General features: G+C 72.2%; 17 protein-coding genes. 4 read left to right on the plus strand and 13 right to left on the minus strand.

Annotation, left to right across the window (positions count from 1 at the left end):
- Positions 1-20 precede the first annotated feature (20 nt).
- The 8 genes from ACIRR8_RS23270 to ACIRR8_RS23305 all read right to left on the minus strand — a co-directional run bounded on the left by ACIRR8_RS23270 (position 21) and on the right by ACIRR8_RS23305 (position 11165).
- On the minus strand, positions 21-839 hold the full coding sequence (locus tag ACIRR8_RS23270; RefSeq protein WP_404067962.1) for a TrmH family RNA methyltransferase: 819 nt from the start codon (positions 837-839) through the stop codon (positions 21-23).
- 83 nt (positions 840-922) lie between these two features.
- Complete coding sequence (gene cobA / locus ACIRR8_RS23275; protein WP_404067965.1) at positions 923-2218, minus strand: uroporphyrinogen-III C-methyltransferase; 1296 nt, start codon at positions 2216-2218, stop codon at positions 923-925.
- Positions 2219-2524: 306 nt separating this feature from the next.
- Positions 2525-5938 (minus strand): nicotinate-nucleotide--dimethylbenzimidazole phosphoribosyltransferase, encoded by a 3414-nt coding sequence (gene cobT / locus ACIRR8_RS23280; RefSeq protein WP_404067968.1) that lies wholly within the window; start codon positions 5936-5938, stop codon positions 2525-2527.
- A 335-nt stretch (positions 5939-6273) separates the two neighbouring features.
- Positions 6274-7512, minus strand: a complete 1239-nt coding sequence (cbiE, locus tag ACIRR8_RS23285; RefSeq protein ID WP_404067971.1) for a precorrin-6y C5,15-methyltransferase (decarboxylating) subunit CbiE — start codon at positions 7510-7512, stop codon at positions 6274-6276.
- 133 nt (positions 7513-7645) lie between these two features.
- Positions 7646-8293 (minus strand): GNAT family N-acetyltransferase, encoded by a 648-nt coding sequence (locus tag ACIRR8_RS23290; protein ID WP_404067973.1) that lies wholly within the window; start codon positions 8291-8293, stop codon positions 7646-7648.
- A 175-nt stretch (positions 8294-8468) separates the two neighbouring features.
- Entirely contained in the window at positions 8469-9335 is an 867-nt protein-coding gene (locus tag ACIRR8_RS23295) for a MetQ/NlpA family ABC transporter substrate-binding protein (RefSeq protein ID WP_404067975.1), read from the minus strand.
- A gap of 79 nt (positions 9336-9414) precedes the next feature.
- Positions 9415-10086: a methionine ABC transporter permease gene (locus ACIRR8_RS23300; protein ID WP_404067978.1), complete on the minus strand. Its 672-nt coding sequence runs from the start codon at positions 10084-10086 to the stop codon at positions 9415-9417.
- Positions 10083-11165, minus strand: coding sequence for a methionine ABC transporter ATP-binding protein (locus ACIRR8_RS23305; RefSeq protein WP_404067981.1), 1083 nt, complete (start codon positions 11163-11165; stop codon positions 10083-10085). Before ACIRR8_RS23305 ends, ACIRR8_RS23300 begins: the two co-directional genes overlap by 4 nt.
- A gap of 597 nt (positions 11166-11762) precedes the next feature.
- On the opposite strand from ACIRR8_RS23305, the gene ACIRR8_RS23310 reads away from it, so the two are divergent.
- Positions 11763-12122 carry a hypothetical protein gene (locus ACIRR8_RS23310; RefSeq protein ID WP_404067983.1) on the plus strand — a complete coding sequence of 120 codons (360 nt, stop codon included), beginning with the start codon at positions 11763-11765 and terminating at the stop codon, positions 12120-12122.
- Between the two features lie 28 nt (positions 12123-12150).
- On the plus strand, positions 12151-12609 hold the full coding sequence (locus ACIRR8_RS23315; RefSeq protein ID WP_404067986.1) for a hypothetical protein: 459 nt from the start codon (positions 12151-12153) through the stop codon (positions 12607-12609).
- A gap of 49 nt (positions 12610-12658) precedes the next feature.
- Here the strand turns inward: ACIRR8_RS23315 and ACIRR8_RS23320 are convergent, their stop codons facing one another.
- The 3 genes from ACIRR8_RS23320 to ACIRR8_RS23330 form a co-directional block, all read right to left on the minus strand.
- Positions 12659-13162, minus strand: a complete 504-nt coding sequence (locus ACIRR8_RS23320) for a GNAT family N-acetyltransferase (protein ID WP_356756398.1) — start codon at positions 13160-13162, stop codon at positions 12659-12661.
- A gap of 37 nt (positions 13163-13199) precedes the next feature.
- Positions 13200-13751, minus strand: coding sequence for a sigma-70 family RNA polymerase sigma factor (locus ACIRR8_RS23325; protein WP_404067989.1), 552 nt, complete (start codon positions 13749-13751; stop codon positions 13200-13202).
- A 132-nt stretch (positions 13752-13883) separates the two neighbouring features.
- Complete coding sequence (locus ACIRR8_RS23330) at positions 13884-15050, minus strand: glycerophosphodiester phosphodiesterase (RefSeq protein ID WP_404067992.1); 1167 nt, start codon at positions 15048-15050, stop codon at positions 13884-13886.
- 287 nt (positions 15051-15337) lie between these two features.
- Between ACIRR8_RS23330 and ACIRR8_RS23335 the strand changes: the two genes are divergently transcribed.
- The gene (locus ACIRR8_RS23335) at positions 15338-16009 is read left to right on the plus strand and encodes a lysophospholipid acyltransferase family protein (protein ID WP_404067995.1); all 672 of its coding nucleotides are present in this window, start codon (positions 15338-15340) and stop codon (positions 16007-16009) included.
- A 75-nt stretch (positions 16010-16084) separates the two neighbouring features.
- Here ACIRR8_RS23335 and ACIRR8_RS23340 read toward each other — a convergent pair whose 3' ends face one another.
- Both ACIRR8_RS23340 and ACIRR8_RS23345 read right to left on the minus strand, forming a co-directional pair.
- Positions 16085-17629 carry an MFS transporter gene (locus ACIRR8_RS23340; RefSeq protein ID WP_404067998.1) on the minus strand — a complete coding sequence of 515 codons (1545 nt, stop codon included), beginning with the start codon at positions 17627-17629 and terminating at the stop codon, positions 16085-16087.
- Complete coding sequence (locus ACIRR8_RS23345) at positions 17626-18177, minus strand: TetR/AcrR family transcriptional regulator (protein WP_404068000.1); 552 nt, start codon at positions 18175-18177, stop codon at positions 17626-17628. The genes ACIRR8_RS23340 and ACIRR8_RS23345 overlap by 4 nt, the downstream gene beginning before the upstream one ends.
- Before the next feature lie 292 nt (positions 18178-18469).
- Between ACIRR8_RS23345 and rox the strand changes: the two genes are divergently transcribed.
- Positions 18470-19912: a rifampin monooxygenase gene (rox, locus tag ACIRR8_RS23350; protein WP_404068003.1), complete on the plus strand. Its 1443-nt coding sequence runs from the start codon at positions 18470-18472 to the stop codon at positions 19910-19912.
- The last annotated feature ends 43 nt before the right edge of the window (positions 19913-19955 follow it).

The following is a 19955-nucleotide window of genomic DNA, read 5'->3' on the forward strand; positions in this document are numbered from 1 at the left end:
ACGCCGACGGCGGCCCGGTCTCAGCTCTCCGGGCGGCCCGTCGCCACCGCGTAGAAGGCGACCGCGGCCGCGGCGCCGACGTTCAGCGAGTCGACCCCGTGCGCCATCGGGATGCGGACCCACTCGTCGGCGGCCATCAGCGCCTTCGTGGAGAGCCCCTCCCCTTCCGCACCGAGCATCAGCGCGACCCGCTCCAGCCGGTGCGGGGCCGCCTCGTCGATGCTGGTGGCCTTGGCGTCGGGCGTGAGGGCGAGGAGCCGGAAGCCCGCTTCCCGTACGGTCTCCAGCGTCTTGGGCCAGGCCTCCAGCCGGGCGTACGGGACGGAGAAGACCGCGCCCATGGAGACCTTGACCGAGCGCCGGTAGAGCGGGTCGGCGCAGTCCGGAGAGAGCAGGACGGCGTCCATGCCGAGGGCGGCGGCGCTGCGGAAGATCGCGCCGATGTTGGTGTGGTCGTTGACCGACTCCATGACCACCACGCGGCGGGCGGTGGTGAGCAGTTCGTCGGAGGTGGGCAGCGGCTTGCGCTGCATGGAGGCGAGCGCTCCGCGGTGGACGTGGTAGCCGGTGACGCGTTCGGCGAGCTCGGGGGCGACGGCGTACACCGGGGCCGGGACCTCGTCGATGACGTCGCGCATGACATCGACCCACTTGGCGGAGAGCAGCATCGAGCGCATCTCGTAGCCGGCGTGCCGGGCACGGCGGATGACCTTCTCGCCCTCCGCGATGAAGAGGCCTTCGGCGGGCTCGCGCCGTCGCCGCAGCTCGACGTCGGTCAGTCCGATGTAGTCGCCGAGGCGCGGGTCGTCGGGGTCGTCGAGAGTGATGAGATCTGCCACAGGGTGATACTGCCTTGTCCGGTCTGCGGTGCCAACGCCTGGGATGGGATGCGTAACCGCGGGTTACTCGGCGGGATGCGGATTCATTCGGCCGACGAGGCGTCGTCCGGCTGCGGCGCGGAGTCCGGGCCGACGGCGACGACGTCGCCGACGACGATCACGGCCGGCGGGCGCACGTCCTCGGCGGCCGCGCGCTCGCCGACGTCCGCGAGGGTCGCGTCGACCCGGCGCTGGGCGGCGGTGGTGCCCTCCTGGACGAGGGCGACCGGGGTGGCCGAGTCCTTGCCGTGGGCGATCAGGGCGGCGGCGATGGCGCCGATCTTGTCCACGGCCATGAGGAGGACCAGGGTGCCTCGCAGCCGGGCGATCGCCTCCCAGTCGACCAAGGAGCGCGGGTCCTCGGGCGCGACATGGCCGCTGACCACGGTGAACTCATGGGCGACGCCGCGGTGGGTGACCGGGATGCCGGCCGCTCCGGGGACGGAGATGGTGCTGGAGATGCCGGGGACGACCGTGCACGGGATGCCCTCGGCGGCGAGCGCCTGGGCCTCCTCCATGCCCCGGCCGAAGACGAAGGGGTCGCCGCCCTTGAGCCGGACCACGGCCTTGCCCGCCTTGGCGTGCTCGATCAGCGCCTGGTTGATCGCCTCCTGGGCCATGAACCGGCCGTACGGGATCTTCGCGGCGTCGATCACCTCGACGTGCGGCGGCAGCTCGTCGAGCAGGTCGCGGGGGCCGAGGCGGTCGGCGATGACCACGTCCGCCTCGGCGAGCAGGCGGCGGCCGCGCACCGTGATCAGGTCCGGGTCGCCGGGGCCGCCGCCGACCAGAGCGACGCCGGGGGTGTGGTTGCGGTGGTGCGGGGCGGCGATGGTGCCGTCGCGCAGGGCATCGACGATGGCGTCGCGCAGGGCGGCGGAGTGACGGGGATCGCGACCGCGGGGCGTGGTGTTGAGGACGGCTACGGTGATGTTGTCGATGCGGCCGGTGGCCGGGGTCCACGCGGTGGCGGCCTCGGCGTCGTCGGCCCGGACGCACCAGGTGCGGGTGCGCTCGGCCTCGGCGGAGGCGGCGTCGTTGGCGGTGGTGTCGGAGGAGGCGACCAGGGCGTACCAGGTGTCGGCGAGGTCGCCGTCCTGGTAGCGGCGGCGCTCCCAGCGGATCTCGCCGGCGTCGGCCATGGCCTCGACGGAGGCGGTCGCGGACGGGGAGATCAGGGTGATGACGGCACCGGTGGCGATGAGCTGCGGCAGCCTGCGCTGGGCGACTTGGCCGCCGCCGATGACGATGGTGCGGCGGCCGTGGAGGCGCAGGCCGACGGGGTACGCGGGGTGATCGTTCTGACCTGCGCGGTCGGCGTGGTCTGCGTGCTCGGCCATGGCGGTGCGGGCTCCTCGTGCGGGGTGCTGCGTAGGGGCCGCTGCGGCGGTGGAGCGGCTGTGACGTGCGGAAGTGGGGGGTGCTGGGTGAGGAACACGATACGGGGTGGTGGGGCGCCTGCGGCGGGCCGTCCCCTCCCCGCCCCTTCCCGGAACCGAGGCTGTGCCCCGGGCACCCTTCGTCCTCAGGCGCCGGACGGGCTGGGTTTCGGGGCTCCGCTCCGGGCCCCGCTCCTCACCCGCCGGAGCGGCTGAAATGCGGGTGCCCGGAGGGGCTGGGAGGGCGAGCCCCGGAGGGGCCAGGTACTACTTCTCCGTCACTCCTGCCGCGTCGAACGTCGCCACCTCGTGCATCGCCCGTGCCGCGCTCTGCACGATCGGGAGCGCCAGCAGCGCGCCCGTGCCTTCGCCGAGGCGGAGGTCCAGGTCGACCAGCGGGCGCAGGCCCAGTTTGTTCAGGGCTGCCACATGGCCCGGTTCCGCGCTGCGGTGGCCGGCGATGCAGGCCGCGAGGGCCTCGGGGGCGATGGCCCGGGCGACCAGGGCCGCTGCGCCCGCGCTCACGCCGTCCAGGATCACCGGCGTACGCAGAGAGGCTCCGCCGAGGAGGAAGCCGGCCATCGCGGCGTGCTCCAGGCCGCCGACCGCAGCGAGCACGCCGATCGGGTCCGACGCGTCCGGCTGGTGGAGGTCGAGGGCCCGGCGTACGACGTCGACCTTGCGGGCGTGCATCTCGTCGTTGATGCCGGTCCCCCGGCCGGTCACCTCGGAGGCGTCGATCCCGGTGTACACGCAGATCAACGCGGCCGACGCCGTGGTGTTGGCGATGCCCATCTCACCGGTGAGCAGCGCCTTGTTGCCCGCCGCCACCAGGTCGCGGGCCGTCTCGATGCCCACCTCGATCGCGGCGAGGACCTCGTCCCTGGTGAGGGCCGGGCCCGTGGTGAAGTCCGACGTGCCCTTCCGTACCTTGCGCGGCAGCAGGCCCGGGGTCGCGGGCAGGTCCGTGGCGACGCCGACGTCGACGACGCAGACCTCCGCGCCGACCTGTGCGGCGAACGCGTTGCAGACGGCTCCGCCGCCGAGGAAGTTCGCCACCATCTGGGCGGTGACCTCCTGCGGCCACGCCGTGACGCCCTGCGCGTGCACCCCGTGGTCACCGGCGAAGATCGCGACGGCCGCGGGCTCCGGGATCGGCGGCGGGCACATCCGGGAGAGGCCGGACAGCTGCGCCGAGATGATCTCCAGCATGCCGAGCGCACCGGCCGGCTTCGTCATCCGCTTCTGCCGCTCCCATGCCTCGCCGAGCGCCTTCGCGTCCAGCGGGCGGATGGCGGCGATGGTCTCCTGGAGCAGGTCGTGCGGCTCCTCGCCCGGCAGCGCGCGCCGGCCGTACGTCTCCTCGTGGACGACCCACGACAGCGGACGGCGCTTGGACCAGCCCGCCTGGAGCAGCTCGGGCTCCTCCGGGAACTCGTCGACGTAACCGACACAGAGGTACGCCACGACTTCGAGGTGCTCCGGCAGGCCGAGCGCGCGGACCATCTCGCGCTCGTCGAAGAAGCTGACCCAGCCGACGCCGAGGCCTTCGGCTCGGGCCGCCAGCCACAGGTTCTCCACGGCGAGGGCCGAGGAGTACGGGGCCATCTGCGGCTGCGTGTGGCGGCCGAGCGTGTGCCGGCCGCCACGGGTCGGGTCGGCGGTGACGACGATGTTCACGGGGGTGTCGAGGATCGCCTCGATCTTCAGTTCCTTGAACTGCTTGGCCCGGCCCTTGGGGAGCGACCGGGCGTACGCCTCACGCTGGCGCTGGGCCAGTTCGTGCATGGAACGGCGCGTCTCGGCGGACCGGATCACCACGAAGTCCCACGGCTGCGAGTGGCCGACGCTCGGCGCGGTGTGCGCGGCTTCCAGCACCCGGAGCAGGACCTCGTGCGGGATCGGGTCGCTGCGGAAGCCGTTGCGGATGTCCCGGCGCTCGCGCATGACCCGGAGCACCGCCTCACGCTCGGCGTCGTCGTAGCCGGGCGCGGGCGGGGTGACGGGCTCTTCGGGGGCCGCCTCCGCCGCAGGCTGCTCGACCGCCGGCTCGTCCAGCTCCGGCGTCTCGATGACCTCGGGGCCGGTGCCGTCCTCGGCGTCGGACACGGGCTCGGTGACCGGGGCCTGCTGTACGGGCTCCGCCGCCGTGACGGGTTCGGGCGCCCGCTGCGGCGCTGCGGGCTCGGCCTCGATGGCCTCGACGGTCACGGCGGTGGGCTCGGGGGCCTCCGCAGCCGCCACGGCCTCCACGTTTCCGTCGGCCACCGGGAGTTCGGGGGCGGGTGCGTCGGCCAGGACGGGCTGTGGTGCGGGCTCGACCGGTACGTCGGCGGGGGCGGCCGACGGGGCCTCGACCGGGGCCTCCGCCGGGGCCGCGGCGGGCAGCTCCGTCGGAGCCTCTGCCTCTGCTTCCGCTTCCGCCGGAGCCTCCGGCTGCTCGGCGGCCACCGGCTCGGGAACGACCGTTTCTGCCAGGGCCACCTGCTCCACCGGCTCGGGCTGTACGACGACCGGCTCGGGCTCGACCACGGTCTCGGACTGGACCGGCTGGTCCACCGGGGCCGGAGCGGCCCCCTCGGGCTCCACCGCCACCTCCGGCTGGACCGGCTCGGCGGGAACGACTGCCTCCGGCTGGACCGGCTCAGCAGGGGCCTCAGGCTCCACGTGCTCCGGCACGACCTCCTCAACCGGGGCCACCGCCTCCGGTGCGACCGGCGGCTCTGCCTCGGCCGGCGCGACCGGCACTGCCACCGCGACCGGCTCCACAACAGGCTGCTCGGCCTCGGCCACCGTCTCCACGACCGGCTCGGCCTCGGGCGCCGCCTCAGGCGCCACGGTCAGCTCAGGCTCGACCACCGCCGCAGCCTCTGGCTCAGGCTGAGCCTCAGGCTCGACCACCGTCTCAGCGTCAGGCTGAACCTCAGGCTCGACAGCAGCCTGCGGCGGCGGTCCCCACGGGGACGCGCCCTGCGGCGGGATCTCGCCCAACTGCGGGCCCGGCAGCACCGGAACCTCCCCGGCCGGGGCCTCGAAGTACTCGGGGCCGGTCGCCGGCGGGCTCGTGTGGCGGGCCGGGGGTGCGGTCCGCACCGCTCCGGCGGGGCCTCGGTCGGCCAGCGAGCGGACCACGCCGCCCCCTTGCGTACCGCCGCCGTACGACGGAGCCTCGGCCGCGACCGGGCCCCGGTGCAAGGGGCGGCGGGCCGGAGCGGGCGCCTGGACCGCCGCCGTGGTCTGCACGGGCACGGGGGTCTCGACAGGGGCGGGGGCCGGAGACGGGATCCGTACGCCGTTGAGGTCGACCGAGCCGGTGTCGCGGCCGCCCGACTCGTGGGTGCCGTGCATCGCCTCGGCGGGAACCTGGGCCTCCTGGCCCTGCGCGGGGACCTGAGGTTGCTGCTGTGCCTGGTACGGCTGTACCGCCTGCTCCGGAGCCGTCACAGGAGCAGCGACAGAAGCCGGTGCGGCGGCAGCCTGCGGGACCGCCTGGGCCGGGGCCGTCTGCGGGTCGCTCCACGCGCCCTGGGAGGTCGGCATCAGCAGGAGGTCGTCGTCGTCGGGTGCGTGCTCGGAGGGGTCGAGGAAGGTGTACGCGTCCGGGGCGGGGATGCCCGGCTGCTCCACCATGCCTGCGTTCTCCGGCAGTCCCTCGCCCGGGATCCGGCCGGTGTCAGTCATGCGTACCCCTCGCCCATCGTCAGTGCTCCTTCGGCCCTTCGCCCGGGACGCCCAGACCACGGCACGCCGGTGCTCGTCATCAAGAACGAGCGGGCTCGCCGCGCGGCACGAGACGCCCGCGGACCTCTTCTTATTCTCGCGGCCGTTCGTCGCCGCGGCAGGTGGTTCCGCCACGGCTCGCTGTGGACTGCGCCACGTCGCGCGTCCCCCGGTTGGTGCCGTACCACAGAGCGGACCAAAACAGTCCACTTTTCCGGACATTGACGAACGAAGCGACGAACGTCCGGGCGCGGTACAACAATCGGCCAGCCTACCTCCCGTACCGGGCGGAAAGGTCAGGGGGCGACGTCCGAACGCCGTGCGGAGAGAACGAACACGACGGACCGTTCGCGCTCGGTCCACACCTCGGTGTCCAGGTCGACGGACTGGAGCAGCGAGCACTCCACGGTGTAGCCGGTGCCGGTGAGCGCCGCCCCGAGGGCCTCGGCCTCGTCGCGGGTGGAGGCGTGCGTGACGATGCGTTCCGGGCGCCGGTCCATGACGGCCCGGACCACCGGGGCGCCGCCGCCGCCGACCCGTACGACATCGGGTTCTGGCAGCCGTTCCAGGACGTGCGGGGCCCGGCCGCAGACGATCTGGAGGGTGACGCCGAAGGCGCGGGCTGCCGCGTCCGTACGGGAGCAGGCGCCCGGGTCGGCGTCGACCGCCAGCACGGCCGCGCCGAAGCGGGCCGCCTCCACGGCCAGGGCTCCGCTGCCGCAGCCGATGTCCCAGACCAGGTCGCCGGTGCGAGGGCCGAGGAGGGCGAGCTGGGCGGCGCGCAGGTTCGGCGACTCGCCTTCGCCGGACTCCTGCATGCGGTCCGCTCCGGCCTCCCGGTAGGCGCCGGCGGGCAGGGCCCAGCCCCGGATGCCCTGCGGATAGGCGGGCTCGCGGCCGGCGAACCAGGCGCCGGCGGCGGTCGTCTCGGAGCTGCCGCCGATGACGATGACCACGTTGGGGTCGCGCCAGGTGTGGTCGGCGGCCTTGTCGGAGGTGAGGACGGTGACGCGTTCGCGGTCGGTGCCGAGCTCCTCGCAGATGACGAAGGTGCGGTGGACGCCTTCGAGGAGGAGGGCCAGTTCGGCGGGGCCCGCGCCCGGTGAGGTGAGGACGGCGACCTTGTGGTGGGCCCGGCAGACGTTGACGGCGCGGCGCAGGGTGCGCGGGTGGGCGACGACGGTCTGGGCGTCGTCCCAGGGCATTCCGGCGCGGGCGAAGGCGGTGGCGACCGCGGAGACGGCCGGCACGACTTCGACTTCGAGGCCGTGTTCAGGGGCGCGGAGGGTGCGGACGACGCCGAAGAAGCCGGGGTCGCCGTCGGCGAGGACGACGGCGCTGCCGCGGTGGCCGGCGATGCGGCGGGCGGCCAGGTCGACGCTGCCGAGGCGGATGCGCTCGGCGCCCTTCGGCACCTCGGGCAGGGCTAGGTGGTGGGCGGCGCCCGCGACGAGCGTGGCGGCCGAGAGCGCGGCCGTGGCCGCTTCGGGCAGTGGCGAGCCGTCCCAGCCGATCACCGTGACCCGGTCGGCCATCTTCGTCTGTCTCCTGGGGTGTCGGAGGGAGCGAGGGAACGCCCGTGCGCAGGCGGGCAGGGGTGAGAGTACCTGGTCCGGACGAGGGCCCGGCCGGTGGCCTCGGGGAGCCCGTACCGACGGCCCGTCGCGCTCACTTCCAGTCGTTGTACGTGCCGTAGCCGCCGGCGTCGGCCAGCTGCTCGGCGACGCCTTCGAGGTCCTCGGGAAGGAGGCCCCAGACGATCAGGTCGGTGCGGATGTCGGTCCAGCCGCCGTCGGTGCCGTTCTCGGTCCGGGTGCGGGCGATGCGGGCGTTGCGCAGGACGCCTTCGCTGATGCAGCCGAGCTTCTGCGCGACCTGCTGGGCGGCGGTGTTGTCGGCGGGGGTGCGCAGTTCGATGCGTTCGAAGCCCTGGTCGCGGAAGAGCCATTCGGCCACCGCCAGCACCGATTCGGTGGCGTACCCCTCACCGCGCGCCCAGGGGGCGGTGATGTAGCGGACCTCGGTGGCCAGGGTGCGCCAGTCGGTGTTGAGGAGCTGGACGCTGCCGACGAGCCTCTGGGTGAGGAACTCGGTGACGGCGAGGGCGATGCCGTGGCCCGAGGTGCGTTCCCCGGGGGCGATTCTGCGGACCCAGCGTTCGGCGTCGACCTGGGTGTAGGGGTGCGGTCCGTCGGTCCAGGCGGTGACCGCCTCGTCGTTCATCATCTCGATGTACGCGGGGATGTCGGCCATCTCGAAGGGGCGCATCACCAACCTGTCCGTGCTGATGGAGACGGACGGAAAGGTGGTAGTCATGCGCAGCTCCATGCAGAAGACCGGGTAATAGCGAAGACCGGGTAAAGGCACAGCATGCAGCATCGCGTCCGCGGTGTGCATGGGCGGGTCCGCACGCCGGAGCCCCGCGCCTTCGCGGGGAAGGGGCGGGGCTCCGGCGGGCAAGTGCCTGACGGAGATCAGGACTTGGCGGGGGTCAGGACGCGGCCGGGGCGCCGAAGGAGGCGATGATCGAGCCCTGGTAGGTGTCCTCGATGAACTTCTTCACCTCGTCGGAGTTGAGGAGCTTGGCGAGCTTCTCGACCCGCGGGTCCTTCTCGTTGCCCTCCTTGACCGCCAGGAAGTTGGCGTACGGGTTGCCCTCGGCCTTCTCCAGGGCCAGGGAGTCCTTGGCCGGGGAGAGCTTGGCCTCGATGGCGTAGTTGCCGTTGATGACGGCGGCGTCCACGTCGTTCAGGGCGCGGGGCACGGTGGCGGCCTCCAGCTCCTTGAACTCCAGGCCCTTCTTGTCGGTGATGTCGCTCAGCTTGGCGGAGGTGCCGACGCCGTCCTTGAGCGTGATCAGGCCGTTCTCGGCGAGCAGCTGGAGGGCGCGGCCGCCGTTGGTGGTGTCGTTGGGGACGGCTATGGTCTGGCCGGCCTTGATGTCCTTGATGTCCTTGATCTTCTTGGAGTAGAGGCCCAGGGGCTCAAGGTGCACGTTGACGACCGGGACGATGGTGGTCTTGTTCTTCGCGTTGAAGTCGTCCAGGTACGGCTTGTGCTGGAAGAAGTTGGCGTCGACCTGGCCGTTCTGGGTGGCGGTGTTCGGCAGGACGTAGTCCGTGAACTCCTTGACCTCCAGCTTGAGGCCCTCCTTCTCCGCCAGGTTCTTCTTGACGAAGTTCAGGATGTCGGCGTGCGGCGTCGGGGACGCGGCGACGACCAGTGCCTTGGAGGTGTCGGCGTTGGCGCCGGTCTCGCCCTTGGCGGCCGGGTCGGAGTCCGTACCGCAGGCGCTGAGGCCCAGGGCGAGGGCGGCGGCGGAAGCGAGGGCTGCGGTGATCTTGATGTTCTTGCGCACGAAAAGTGCCTCTTTCTCGGTGGTGGTGCGCCCGGACAAGGAGTTCGGGCTTGATGGGGAGGGAAAGTTCGACAGGGCCCTAGGAGGCGGTGCGGCCTCGGCGGACCAGCAGGCGCACGATGAGGTCGCCGATCAGCTGGATCACGCTGACGATCACGATGAGGAGCGCGACGGTGATCAGCATGAACTGGTTGTCGAAGCGCTGGAATCCGTAGGTCACGGCCTTGGAGCCGAGCCCTTCGCCGCCGACCGCACCGGCCATCGCGGAGTAGCCGATGAGCACGATGAGGGTGGTGGTGACACCCGAGACGAGCGAGGGCAGTGCCTGCGGCAGGAGCACCTTGCGGACGATGGTGGGGATGGAGCCGCCCATCGACTGGACCGCTTCGACGAGCCCGTGGTCGACCTCGCGGATCGCCGTCTCGACGAGCCGGGCGAAGAACGGGATGGCGCCGACGGCGAGCGGGACGATCATCGCGGTGGGGCCGATGAAGGTGCCGACGACCCAGGTGGTGAACGGGATCAGGGCGATCAGCAGGATGATGAACGGCAGCGAGCGGCCGATGTTCACGATCACGCCGGTGACCTTGTTCACCGCGGTGTTCTGGAGCAGTCCGCCCTTGTCGGTGAGGACCAGCAGGACGCCGAGCGGCAGTCCGCCGACGACGGTGACCAGCGCGGACCAGAGCACCATGTAGAGGGTGTCGAAGGTGCCCTGGGTCAGCAGGGGCTGCATTTCGGACCAGGTCACTTGCCGGCCTCCTTGGTGATCGCGGCGGGTGCCTGCTCGGGGACGGTCGCGGCGGCACGGGCCCGGGGGCCGTTCTCGTCCTCGACGACCTCGGCCTGGAGGCCCTGCTCGCGCAGGAAGCCGATCGGGACGACGTTCTCCTCGAACCGGCCGGGCAGCTCGATGCGCATCCGGCCGATCTGCCTGCCGCCGACGGTGTCCATCGCGGCGCCGAGGATCGAGATGTCGATGTTGTACGTACGCGAGAGCTGCGAGATCACCGGGCGGCTCGCGGCCTCCCCGTGGAAGGTGACGTCCACGACCGTACGGTCCGGTCCGGAGGCGCTCCCGCCGACCGGGAACAGCTCGCTCGCCAGCTCGGAGCCGGGGGTGGCGAGCAGTCCGCCGACGGTGCCGGACTCCACGATCCGGCCCCGCTGCATGAGGGCGGCGGAGTCGCAGATCGTCTTGACGACGTCCATCTCGTGGGTGATCAGCAGGATGGTGAGACCGAGCTGCTGGTTGAGGTCGCGCAGCAGCTGGAGGATGGAGCGGGTGGTCTCCGGGTCGAGCGCGGAGGTCGCCTCGTCCGAGAGCAGCACCTTCGGGTCGCCGGCCAGGGCGCGGGCGATGCCGACGCGCTGCTTCTGACCGCCGGAGAGCTGCTTGGGGTACGACTTCCCTTTGTCGGCGAGGCCGACCAGGCCGAGGAGCTCCTTGGCCTTGCGGGTGCGCTCCTGGCCGGCGACTCCGAGGATCTCCAGCGGGAGCTCCACGTTGTCCAGGACGGTCCGTGAGTCCAGCAGGTTGAAGTGCTGGAAGACCATGCCGATCTTGGTGCGGGCCGCGCGCAGCTCCGCGCTCGCCCGCCGGCCGCGCCCGGCGAGGGCCGTGAGGTCCTGTCCGGCCACGGTCACGGTGCCGGAGGTGGGGCGCTCCAGCAGGTTGACGCAGCGGATGAGGGAGGACTTGCCGGCGCCGCTCTGTCCGATGACGCCGTATATCTCGCCTTCGCGGACGTGGAGGTCGACTCCGTCGATCGCGGTGACCTCACGGTCGCGCGACTGGTAGACCTTCGTGAGGCCCGTCGTGGTGATCACAGGGGTTTCCGTCACTGTCGAGTGCGCGGCGCGGGTGTCCGCCGGGCACGGGGCAAACGTCTGAAGAGACTGATGCGGGCTGGTCGTCCGGTTTACGTCTCAGCACGGCTGTGTACGGCGGTCGGCCGGGGTGACAGCGCGTGCTCGGGCGGCTCGTTCCACAGGGGGCGAACGGCGAAAGGCTCGGGTCTCGCTTCGGGGCGCGAGGCTCAGGCGGGGGCCCTCAGAAGGCGCGCATTCGACACATACAACGAGCACCGGGCGTACTGATCGCCTCGGTCGCAAGGGTGCGGCTGCTCGTCGTGGTCATGGGCCAAGTAAAACAGACGTACGCCTCGGCACGAACCCCGCTGTCCGCATTCCGGACAGCCGTGGATGGTCGGCGGCGGCGGGTCGGGCCGACTCGGCGACGTACGACCGCAAGGCTCTGACCTGCGCTTACATGGATTCCTCGAGAGGTCGGGCGGCTCCGACGGCGGCCGCCCGTGTGGCCGGTCCGGATGGGCGTTGTGGTCAAGGCCACGATCTGCGGCGCCGCGCCGGACGCGGGCCGGGGCCGCACGCGGGCGGGCGGTGCGGCCGTAATACCCTCGCTACATGCTTGACGCCCTGACGGTCGCGGTCGCCGTGACCGCGCTCCTCCTCGCCGCCTGGTGCGGACACGCCGCCTACAAGGACCAGCCGACGAAGGACTGGCACTTCATCGGGATGGCCGTCGTGACCGTCCTGGCCTTCGCCCAGCTGGTGGTGGGCATCGTGCAGTTGGCGCGCGGGGAGCGGCCGGAGCAGGGGATGGCGGTGTTCCTCGCGTATCTGATCGGCTCGTTCGCGGCCGTGCCGGCGGCCGGCGTCCTTTCGCTCTCGGAGCGGACCCGCTGGGGATCGGTGACGGTGGCGGCGGGCGCGGTGGTGCTGGCGGTCCTCGAAGTACGGCTCTACGACATCTGGGGTGGCTGACATGAAGGACACCGGTGAGGTATCCGGCGTGAGTGGCACCGACCGCCCCGAGGTGGACGCGGCAGCTCGCTCCGAGGCCGACGCGGCGGCGAAGCCGTCCTTCCAACTGGGCACCGGTCCGGGCCGGGTGCTCGTCTGGTTCTACGGGGTGTTCACCGTGGCGGCGGCCTCGCGCTCGATCGTCGAGGTGATCCGGGGCTTCGACCGGGCGCCGCTCCCCTATTCGCTCTCGGCCGTCGCCGCCGTCGTCTACGGGTTCATCACGTACTCGCTGGTGCGTGGCGGCGAGAAGGCCCGCCGGGCGGCACTGGCTTGCTGCGCCGCCGAGCTGCTGGGCGTCCTGGTCGTCGGTGCCTGGACGCTGGCCGAGCCGTCCGCCTTCCCGGATTCGACCGTCTGGTCGGACTTCGGCATGGGATACCTGTTCATCCCGGTGATCCTGCCGGTCACCGGGATGATCTGGCTGCGGCGCGCCCGGAAGGCCTGACGCGCCTAAACCGGGTCAGGACCTGACGTGCCGGGCCTCCTGAAGTCGTTCAGGCGCTGGCCACGAACTCCTGGGCCGCCGCTTCCTTCTCCAGCAGGATGAGCCGGACGCCGTCCGTCCCGGTGACGTCGCCGACCTGGGCGTAGCCGGCCCGCCGGTAGAGCCGCAGGTTGCTCTCGCTGCGGTGGCCGGTGTGGAGCCGGAAGCGGGTGGCGGCGCGGTCGGCGGCGAGGGCCGCCTCCACCGCGTTCAGCAGCCGGGTGCCGAGCCCGTGCCCCTGGAGCCTGGGGTGCACGCAGAGCCGGCCGATCTGTCCCGTACCGTCCGGGTCGGTGAATCCGTGGACGGAGCCCACGACTTCGTCGCCGAGGCGGGCCACGAAGACCAGGTCGTCGGCGACTTCGCCGCGTACCGCGTCCAGCGTCTGGACCAGCGGGTCGATCCGGTAGTTGTCGTACAGCTCCGCCTCGCGCTGGAAGCAGAGGTACTGGAGCCGGAAGATCTGTTCCGCGTCCTGCGCCGTCGCCGCCGAGATGATCACGCTCATGCCCATGTGTGCACGCCTCCCGCTCACCTGTCCGCCCGGTTGCCTACCGCACCCTTCCCCGAAGTTCAGGGACGGCAACCTCCGCCGCCAGCATTCTGCGCAGACATCCAAGGCAACGGGAACGGATCGGGCCCAAGCTCCCCTGTGACATACCCAACTCCCCTGCGATTTCCCGGTACGTCGGGTCGGTGGGCGCCAGCATCGCGTCCAGCAGCCGGGCGCAGCGCTCGGGCAGCCGGGCCACCGCCGCGCGGAGCGCCCGGCGTTCGGCGGCTCCGAGCGCGGCCCGTTCCGGGGAGCCGGTGTGCGGAGCGGCGGGTTCCGTTCCGGCGTACGGGCGTTCCCGCCGGGCCGCGCGGCGGCCTTTCCGGGCCTCCGCGCGGACGGTGTCACGGACCCAGCGGGCCGGGTCACCGGGCGGTCCGGCGGCCACAGGGCGCTCCAGGAGCCGCAGCCATACGGTCTGTTCGAGGTCGGCGGGGTCGAGGCCGGCGGCGGGCGCCTCCGCTCCCGCCTCGGCCCGCACCAGCGGTTCTAAGCGGACGACGAGAGCGGTGGCGGCGGCCCGGCCGGGTTCATGATCGAGAAGCGTCATGCCCCGGCAAACGTGGTGGCGGCCCGCCCGGTTGCCCGGCGCGGACCGCACCACCCGACCGGGGCACGGAGGCCCGGCGGCTGACGCGCGCGCGAGCCTCGCCGGGAAGGGCTCAGCCTCCCGGAAGAAGGCTCAGCGCCCCTTGACGTCCGCCGCCGCCAGCAGCGCGGTGTCCGGGTGGTCGGAGAAGATGCCGTCGATGCCGGTGGCGAAGTACGCGGCGGCGGCGCCGAACACGTCGCCGTAGGCGTTGGGGTCGGTTCCGCGCCGGAAGTCGGCGGGGAGGAAGCTGTTCTCGTTGCGCAGTGTGTACGGGTGCAGGAGCAGGCCGCGCGCGTGGGCGTCCTTCACCAGCGTGGTCGGCGCGGTGAGCCGGCCGGCGGCGTCCTTGGGGATGACCAGGTCGAGGGTGGGGCCGATGCCCTGGGCGTAGGAGGCGATCCACTTCAGCCCGGCGGGGGTCACGAGGTCGGCCACCGTGCGCGGGTCGCCGGACTCGACGAAGTCCCAGGGCCGGGTCGTCGGTCCGGAGAGCAGGACGATGCGCGGGGTGTCGACCAGCCGGGCGAGGCGCTGGACGGAGCTCGGCTCGAAGGACTGGAGGATGAGCGGGGCGTTCCTGCGGTCGCGGCCGTAGCGGCGCAGCAGCCGGGCGAGCGGCTCCTCCAGGCCGAGGCCCAGGCTCCGGAAGTACGTGGGGTGCTTGGTCTCCACGTACAGCCAGACGGGCTTTCCGCGCTTGCGGCCCTCCCGGTCGGCCCAGCGCAGGACCTCCTCGAAGGTCGGGATGGTCCAGCGGCCGTCGTAGAGGGTGTTGTCGGGGCGGTTGCCGGGGATGCGCTCCTTCGCCCGCAGGGTCTTGAGCTCGGCGAGGGTGAAGTCCTCGGTGAACCAGCCGGTGTAGCTGACGCCGTCGATCTTCTTGGTGGCCTTGCGGCCGGCGAACTCGGGGTGGTCGGCGACGTCCGTGGTGGCGGTGATGTCGCTCTCGTGGCGGCAGACGAGGTGACCGTCCTTGGTCGGCACGAGGTCCTGCTCCACGATGTGCGCGCCGAGGTCCAGCGCCAGCTGGTAGGAGCCGAGGGTGTGCTCGGGGCGGTAGCCGCTGGCCCCGCGGTGGCCGATCACCGTCGGTACGGGCAGGTCCCGCAGCGAACCGTGGCCGCCTCCGTGGCCCCCGCGTCCGCGCTCGGCGGCCTGGGCCTGTGCGGTGCCGGCGAGACCGAGGGCCGCCGTTCCGAGTACGGCGGCGCCCAGCAGGGTCCGCCGGCCGGGAGTGCCGGTCGCACGCTCCGTCATGAATGCTCCTCGCTCGGTTCTGTCCTGGCCCGGTCGGGCGCGGCCCGATCGTAGGCGGACGGGCAGGTCAGCGGGGCGGATCCGAGGCGAACATGGCGGAAACACACGTCAACACGACGTATCCACTCCGTGAACCCGATGTGCGATCAGGGCATACCCGCGAGTATCGTCCTCACCTGCACAGTCCAACACCTCGCACCACCGGACACCACCCCGCACCACACGCCGTACCGCCTCGCACCACCTCACTCGCCCCGGCCGGCCCGGCCACGACACCGGAGGAACCGTTGTCCCGTCAAACGGTCATCAAGGCAGTGCTCGGACCGATTCTGCGCCTGATGTTCCGCCCACAGGTGGAGGGCGCGGAGAACATTCCCGGGACCGGGCCGGTGATCCTCGCGGGCAACCACCTCACCTTCATCGACTCGATGATCATGCCGGTCTGCTGCGACCGGCCGGTGTTCTACATCGGCAAGGACGAGTACGTGACCGGCAAGGGGCTCAAGGGCCGGCTGATGGCCTGGTTCTTCACCGGCTGCGGCATGATCCCGGTGGACCGGGACGGCGGCCGGGGTGGCGTCGCGGCGCTGATGACGGGCCGCCGGGTGCTGGAGGAGGGCCAGGCGTTCGCGATCTACCCGGAGGGCACCCGCTCCCCCGACGGCCGGCTCTACCGGGGCCGTACGGGGATCGCGCGGCTGACGCTGATGACGGGCGCCCCCGTGGTCCCGTTCGCCATGATCGGCACCGACAAGCTCCAGCCGGGCGGCGCCGGACTGCCCCGGCCGGGCAAGGTCACGGTGCGGTTCGGCGAGCCGATGGAGTTCTCCCGGTACGAGGGTATGGACCGTGACCGCTATGTGCTGCGGGCGGTGACCGACTCGGTGATGTCCGAGGTGATGCGGCTCTCCGGCCAGGAGTACGTGGACATGTACGCGACGAAGGCCAAGGCCGCCTGATCGCGTGGAGCCTGGTACGTGGAAGGGCCCGCATCCCGTGAGACCGGGGTGCGGGCCCTTCCACGTGAGGGCGTACTACGGGTGCTCGATGCCGTCCTCCAGCTTCTGGCCCCGCAGCAGGAACCAGGCGGCGACGGCCGCCGCCAGGAGCACCACCGACCCGACGCCCGCGGCGGACCGCATGCCCTCGACGAACGCCTCCTGGGCCGCCGAGATCAGCGGGCCCGCCTGGGCGGCGGGCAGGGCGGTGGCCGCTTCGACGGCGCCGCCGAGCGACTCGTGGGCCGCCGCTTCGACGTCGGCGGGGATGCCGGCCGGGGTCGGGAAGCCGCGGTAGACGCCGGTGACGATGGAGCCGAGCAGGGCGATACCGAGGGCGGCGCCGAGCTCGTACGCCGTCTCGGAGACGGCGGAGGCGGAACCGGCCTGCTCCTGCGGGACGCTGGAGAGGATGACGTCGGCGGTGACGGTGAAGGAGAACCCGGCGCCGACGCCGACGACCAGCAGCATGGAGCCGAGGAGCGGGTAGCCGGTGTGCTGGTCGAGCAGCGTCACCGTACCCAGTGCGAGACCGACGGCGCCGAGCCCGCCCGCCACGACCGAGCGCACCGAGAACCGGCGGGCGGCGAATCCGGCCAGCAGACCGGCGGTCACCGCGCCGATGGCGGCGGGCAGTTCGGCCAGGCCCGCCTCCAGCGGGCCCCGTCCCTGGACCAGTTGGAGGAACTGGGAGAGGAAGAAGACCAGGCCCGACAGGCCGAGGATGGTCAGCAGGTCGGCGAGGACCGCGCCGGAGAAGCCCCGGTGCTGGAAGAGCCGCATGTCCAGCAGCGGCGCGGGCAGGCGGAGTTGCCTGCGGACGAACCAGGTGAGCGCGCCGGCACCGAGCACGGCCGCCGCGGCCGGACCCCAGCTCAGCCCGTGCGAGGCCGTCTCCTTGATGGCGTACACGATGCCGATCATGCCGACCAGCGAGAGCCCGACGCTGGGCATGTCCCACGGGCCGGGTGCCGGGTTCTTCGACTCCGGGATCAGCTTGACGCCGACGACGACGAGCACGGCCATCACGGGCAGGTTGATCAGGAAGACCGAGCCCCACCAGAAGTGTTCGAGCAGGAACCCGCCGACGACCGGCCCGACCGCCGCGCCCGCCGAGGCGGCCGCGCCCCAGATCCCGATGGCGAGGCTGCGCTCGCGCGGGTCGTGGAAGAGGTTGCGGATCAGCGCGAGAGTGGACGGCATGAGGGTGGCGCCCGCGACACCGAGCAGCGCCCGGGCCACGATCATCATCTCGGGCGTCGTCGCGTACGCGTTGAGGACGGAGACCGCGCCGAACGCCACGGCGCCGATCAGCAGCAGCTTCTTCCGGCCGATGCGGTCGCCGAGCGAGCCCATCGAGACGAGCAGGCCGGCGATGACGAAGGAGTAGACGTCACCGATCCAGAGCAGCTGGTTGCCGGTGGGGGCGAGGTCCTCGCTGAGGAACGGGGTGGCGAGGCCGAGGACGGTGGCGTCGACGGCCACCAGCAGCACGGCGAGGACGAGCACGGCGAGCGCGATCCACCGCCCGGGGCGGCGCTCGTGGTCCGTGGTCTTCGGGTGCTGGTCGATGCTGGTCACTGCTCCACGCTCCGGCGGGCTCCGCCGAGCAGCAGCTCGACGATCATGTACTGGAAGTCCTGTGTGGCGACCCGTCCCACCTGGACGGCCCAGGCGCCGGTGCCGACGAGCCCGTAGAGGGCCTCGGTCAGCCAGGCGGGGGTGAGGTCGATACGGAATTCGCCGCGTTCCTGGCCGCGGCGGAAGAAGGCGGCGACCCGGGCGTCGGCCCGGTTCCAGCCCTCGTGGACCTGGTCGCCCTCGAAGAGCTGGTTCTCCGTGACGAGGAACGAGAGCAGGCCCGCGCTGGGCTCGACGGCCGCGATGAGACGGCGCAGCGCCTCCTCCGAGGTGCCTTCGTCGAGCCGGGCGGCGTCCAGGGCCGCCTCGAACGCCTGGATGCCGAGATCCTCCAGCGCCTTCACCAGCGCGTCGCGTCCGGCGAAGTGGCGGTGGAGGGTGGCGCGGCCGATTCCGGCTGCTTTGGCGACCTCGTCCATGGTGGCGGTCGATTTGTGGGTCAGCAGAGCGGCGGCGCTGCGCAGCACCTGCTCACGGTCGAGAGTCATGAGACGACGATAACCCACATGAGACATGACTGTCTCATCGGTAGGGATGCGACCGCTCAGGGAGGGGGTGCGGTGCGCCGCGAGGAGCCCGATGCCCCACGAGCGGCGGGGATGAGGCGGGAGAAGAAGGTGGGAGGCGATCAGGAGGTGAACCCACTCCTTACCACTCTTAACTTATAGCGGATGGGGGGTCTTGCCGCAAGGCCCCCCATATGCCGCAGAATCGACGGCCGAAGCCGGGATCAGGAGCGCCGGGCTTCGGGAATTCGACGTCGACGAGGGCGGAACAGTGATGATCGACGTGATCGTGGTCGGCGGTGGACCGACCGGCCTCATGCTCGCCTGCGAGCTGCGGCTGGCCGGGGTGCGGACCGTGGTGCTGGAGAAGCTAGCCGAGCCGACCCGGGAGAGCCGGGGGCGCGGCCTGCATGTGCGGAGCGTCGAGGTGATGGACCAGCGCGGGCTGCTGGACCGGTTCCTCGCAGAGAGCGAGAAGTTCCAGGTCGGTGGGTTCTTCGGCGGCATCCAGAAGCCGTGGCCGGACCGGCTGGACACGGCCCACCCGTACGGACTCTCCACGCTCCAGCCGGTCACGGAGCGGCTGCTCCGCGAGCGGGCCATCGAGCTGGGCGCGGAGATCCGGCGTGGCTGCGAGGTGGTCGCGGTCAGCCAGGACGGTGACGGGGTGACCGTCGGGACGGCGGACGGGACGCGGCTGCGCTCGCGCTATCTCGTCGGGTGCGACGGCGGCCGCAGTGTGGTGCGCAAGGAGGTGGGCATCGCCTTTCCCGGTGAGCCCGCCACGGTCGAGACGCTGCTCGGCGACATGGAGATGACCGAGGAGCCGGAGGTGGTCGCCGCCGTGGTGGCGGAGGTCCGCAGGACCCAGTTGCGGTTCGGCACCATCCCCAACGGCGACGGGACGCACCGCGTCATCGTGCCCGCCGAGCGCGTGTCCGAGGAGCGGGCGGGCGCGCCGAGCCTGGAGGAGTTCACCAAGCGGCTGCGGGCGGTCGCCGGGACCGACTTCGGCGTGCACTCGCCGCGCTGGCTCTCCCGGTTCGGCGACGCCACCCGGCAGGCCGAGCGGTACCGGGTGGGCCGGGTGCTGCTGGCCGGCGACGCGGCGCACATCCACCCGCCGACCGGCGGACAGGGGCTCAACCTCGGGGTGCAGGACGCGTTCAACCTCGGCTGGAAGCTGGCCGCCGAGGTCAACGGCTGGGCACCGCAAGGCCTGTTGGACAGCTACCACGCCGAACGCCACCCGGTCGGCGCCCGCGTGCTGGACAACACCCGAGCGCAGATCACGCTGCTGGGGTCGGACCCGGGAGCGACCGCGCTGCGCCAACTGTTCGCCCGGCTGATGGACTTCGAGGAGGTGAACGCGTACGTGACCGGGATGGTCACCGCCGTCGACATCCGCTACGACCTCGGCGAGGGCCACGACCTGCTGGGCAGGCGGCTGCCTGACGTACGGCTGGCGCGCGGCCGCCGCGTCTACGAGCTGATGCGCGAGGGCCGCGGCCTGCTGCTGGACCGGACGGGCGGGCTGTCGGTGGCGGGCTGGGAGGACCGGGTGGATCACGTGGCCGACGCGGCCGGAGAACTGGACGCGCCATCCGTCCTGCTGCGGCCGGACGGGCATGTGGCCTGGGTGGGAGAGGGCGCGGACCACGAGGGGCTGGTGGCCGGGCTGACGCGGTGGTTCGGCGCACCGGCACCGACCGGCTGACCGGTCCCGTACGCCCGGCAGACCCCCGCATCCGGCAGAACGG

It is taken from the genome of Streptomyces sp. NPDC101178 (assembly GCF_044767965.1).
Classification (GTDB): Bacteria; Actinomycetota; Actinomycetes; order Streptomycetales; family Streptomycetaceae; genus Streptomyces.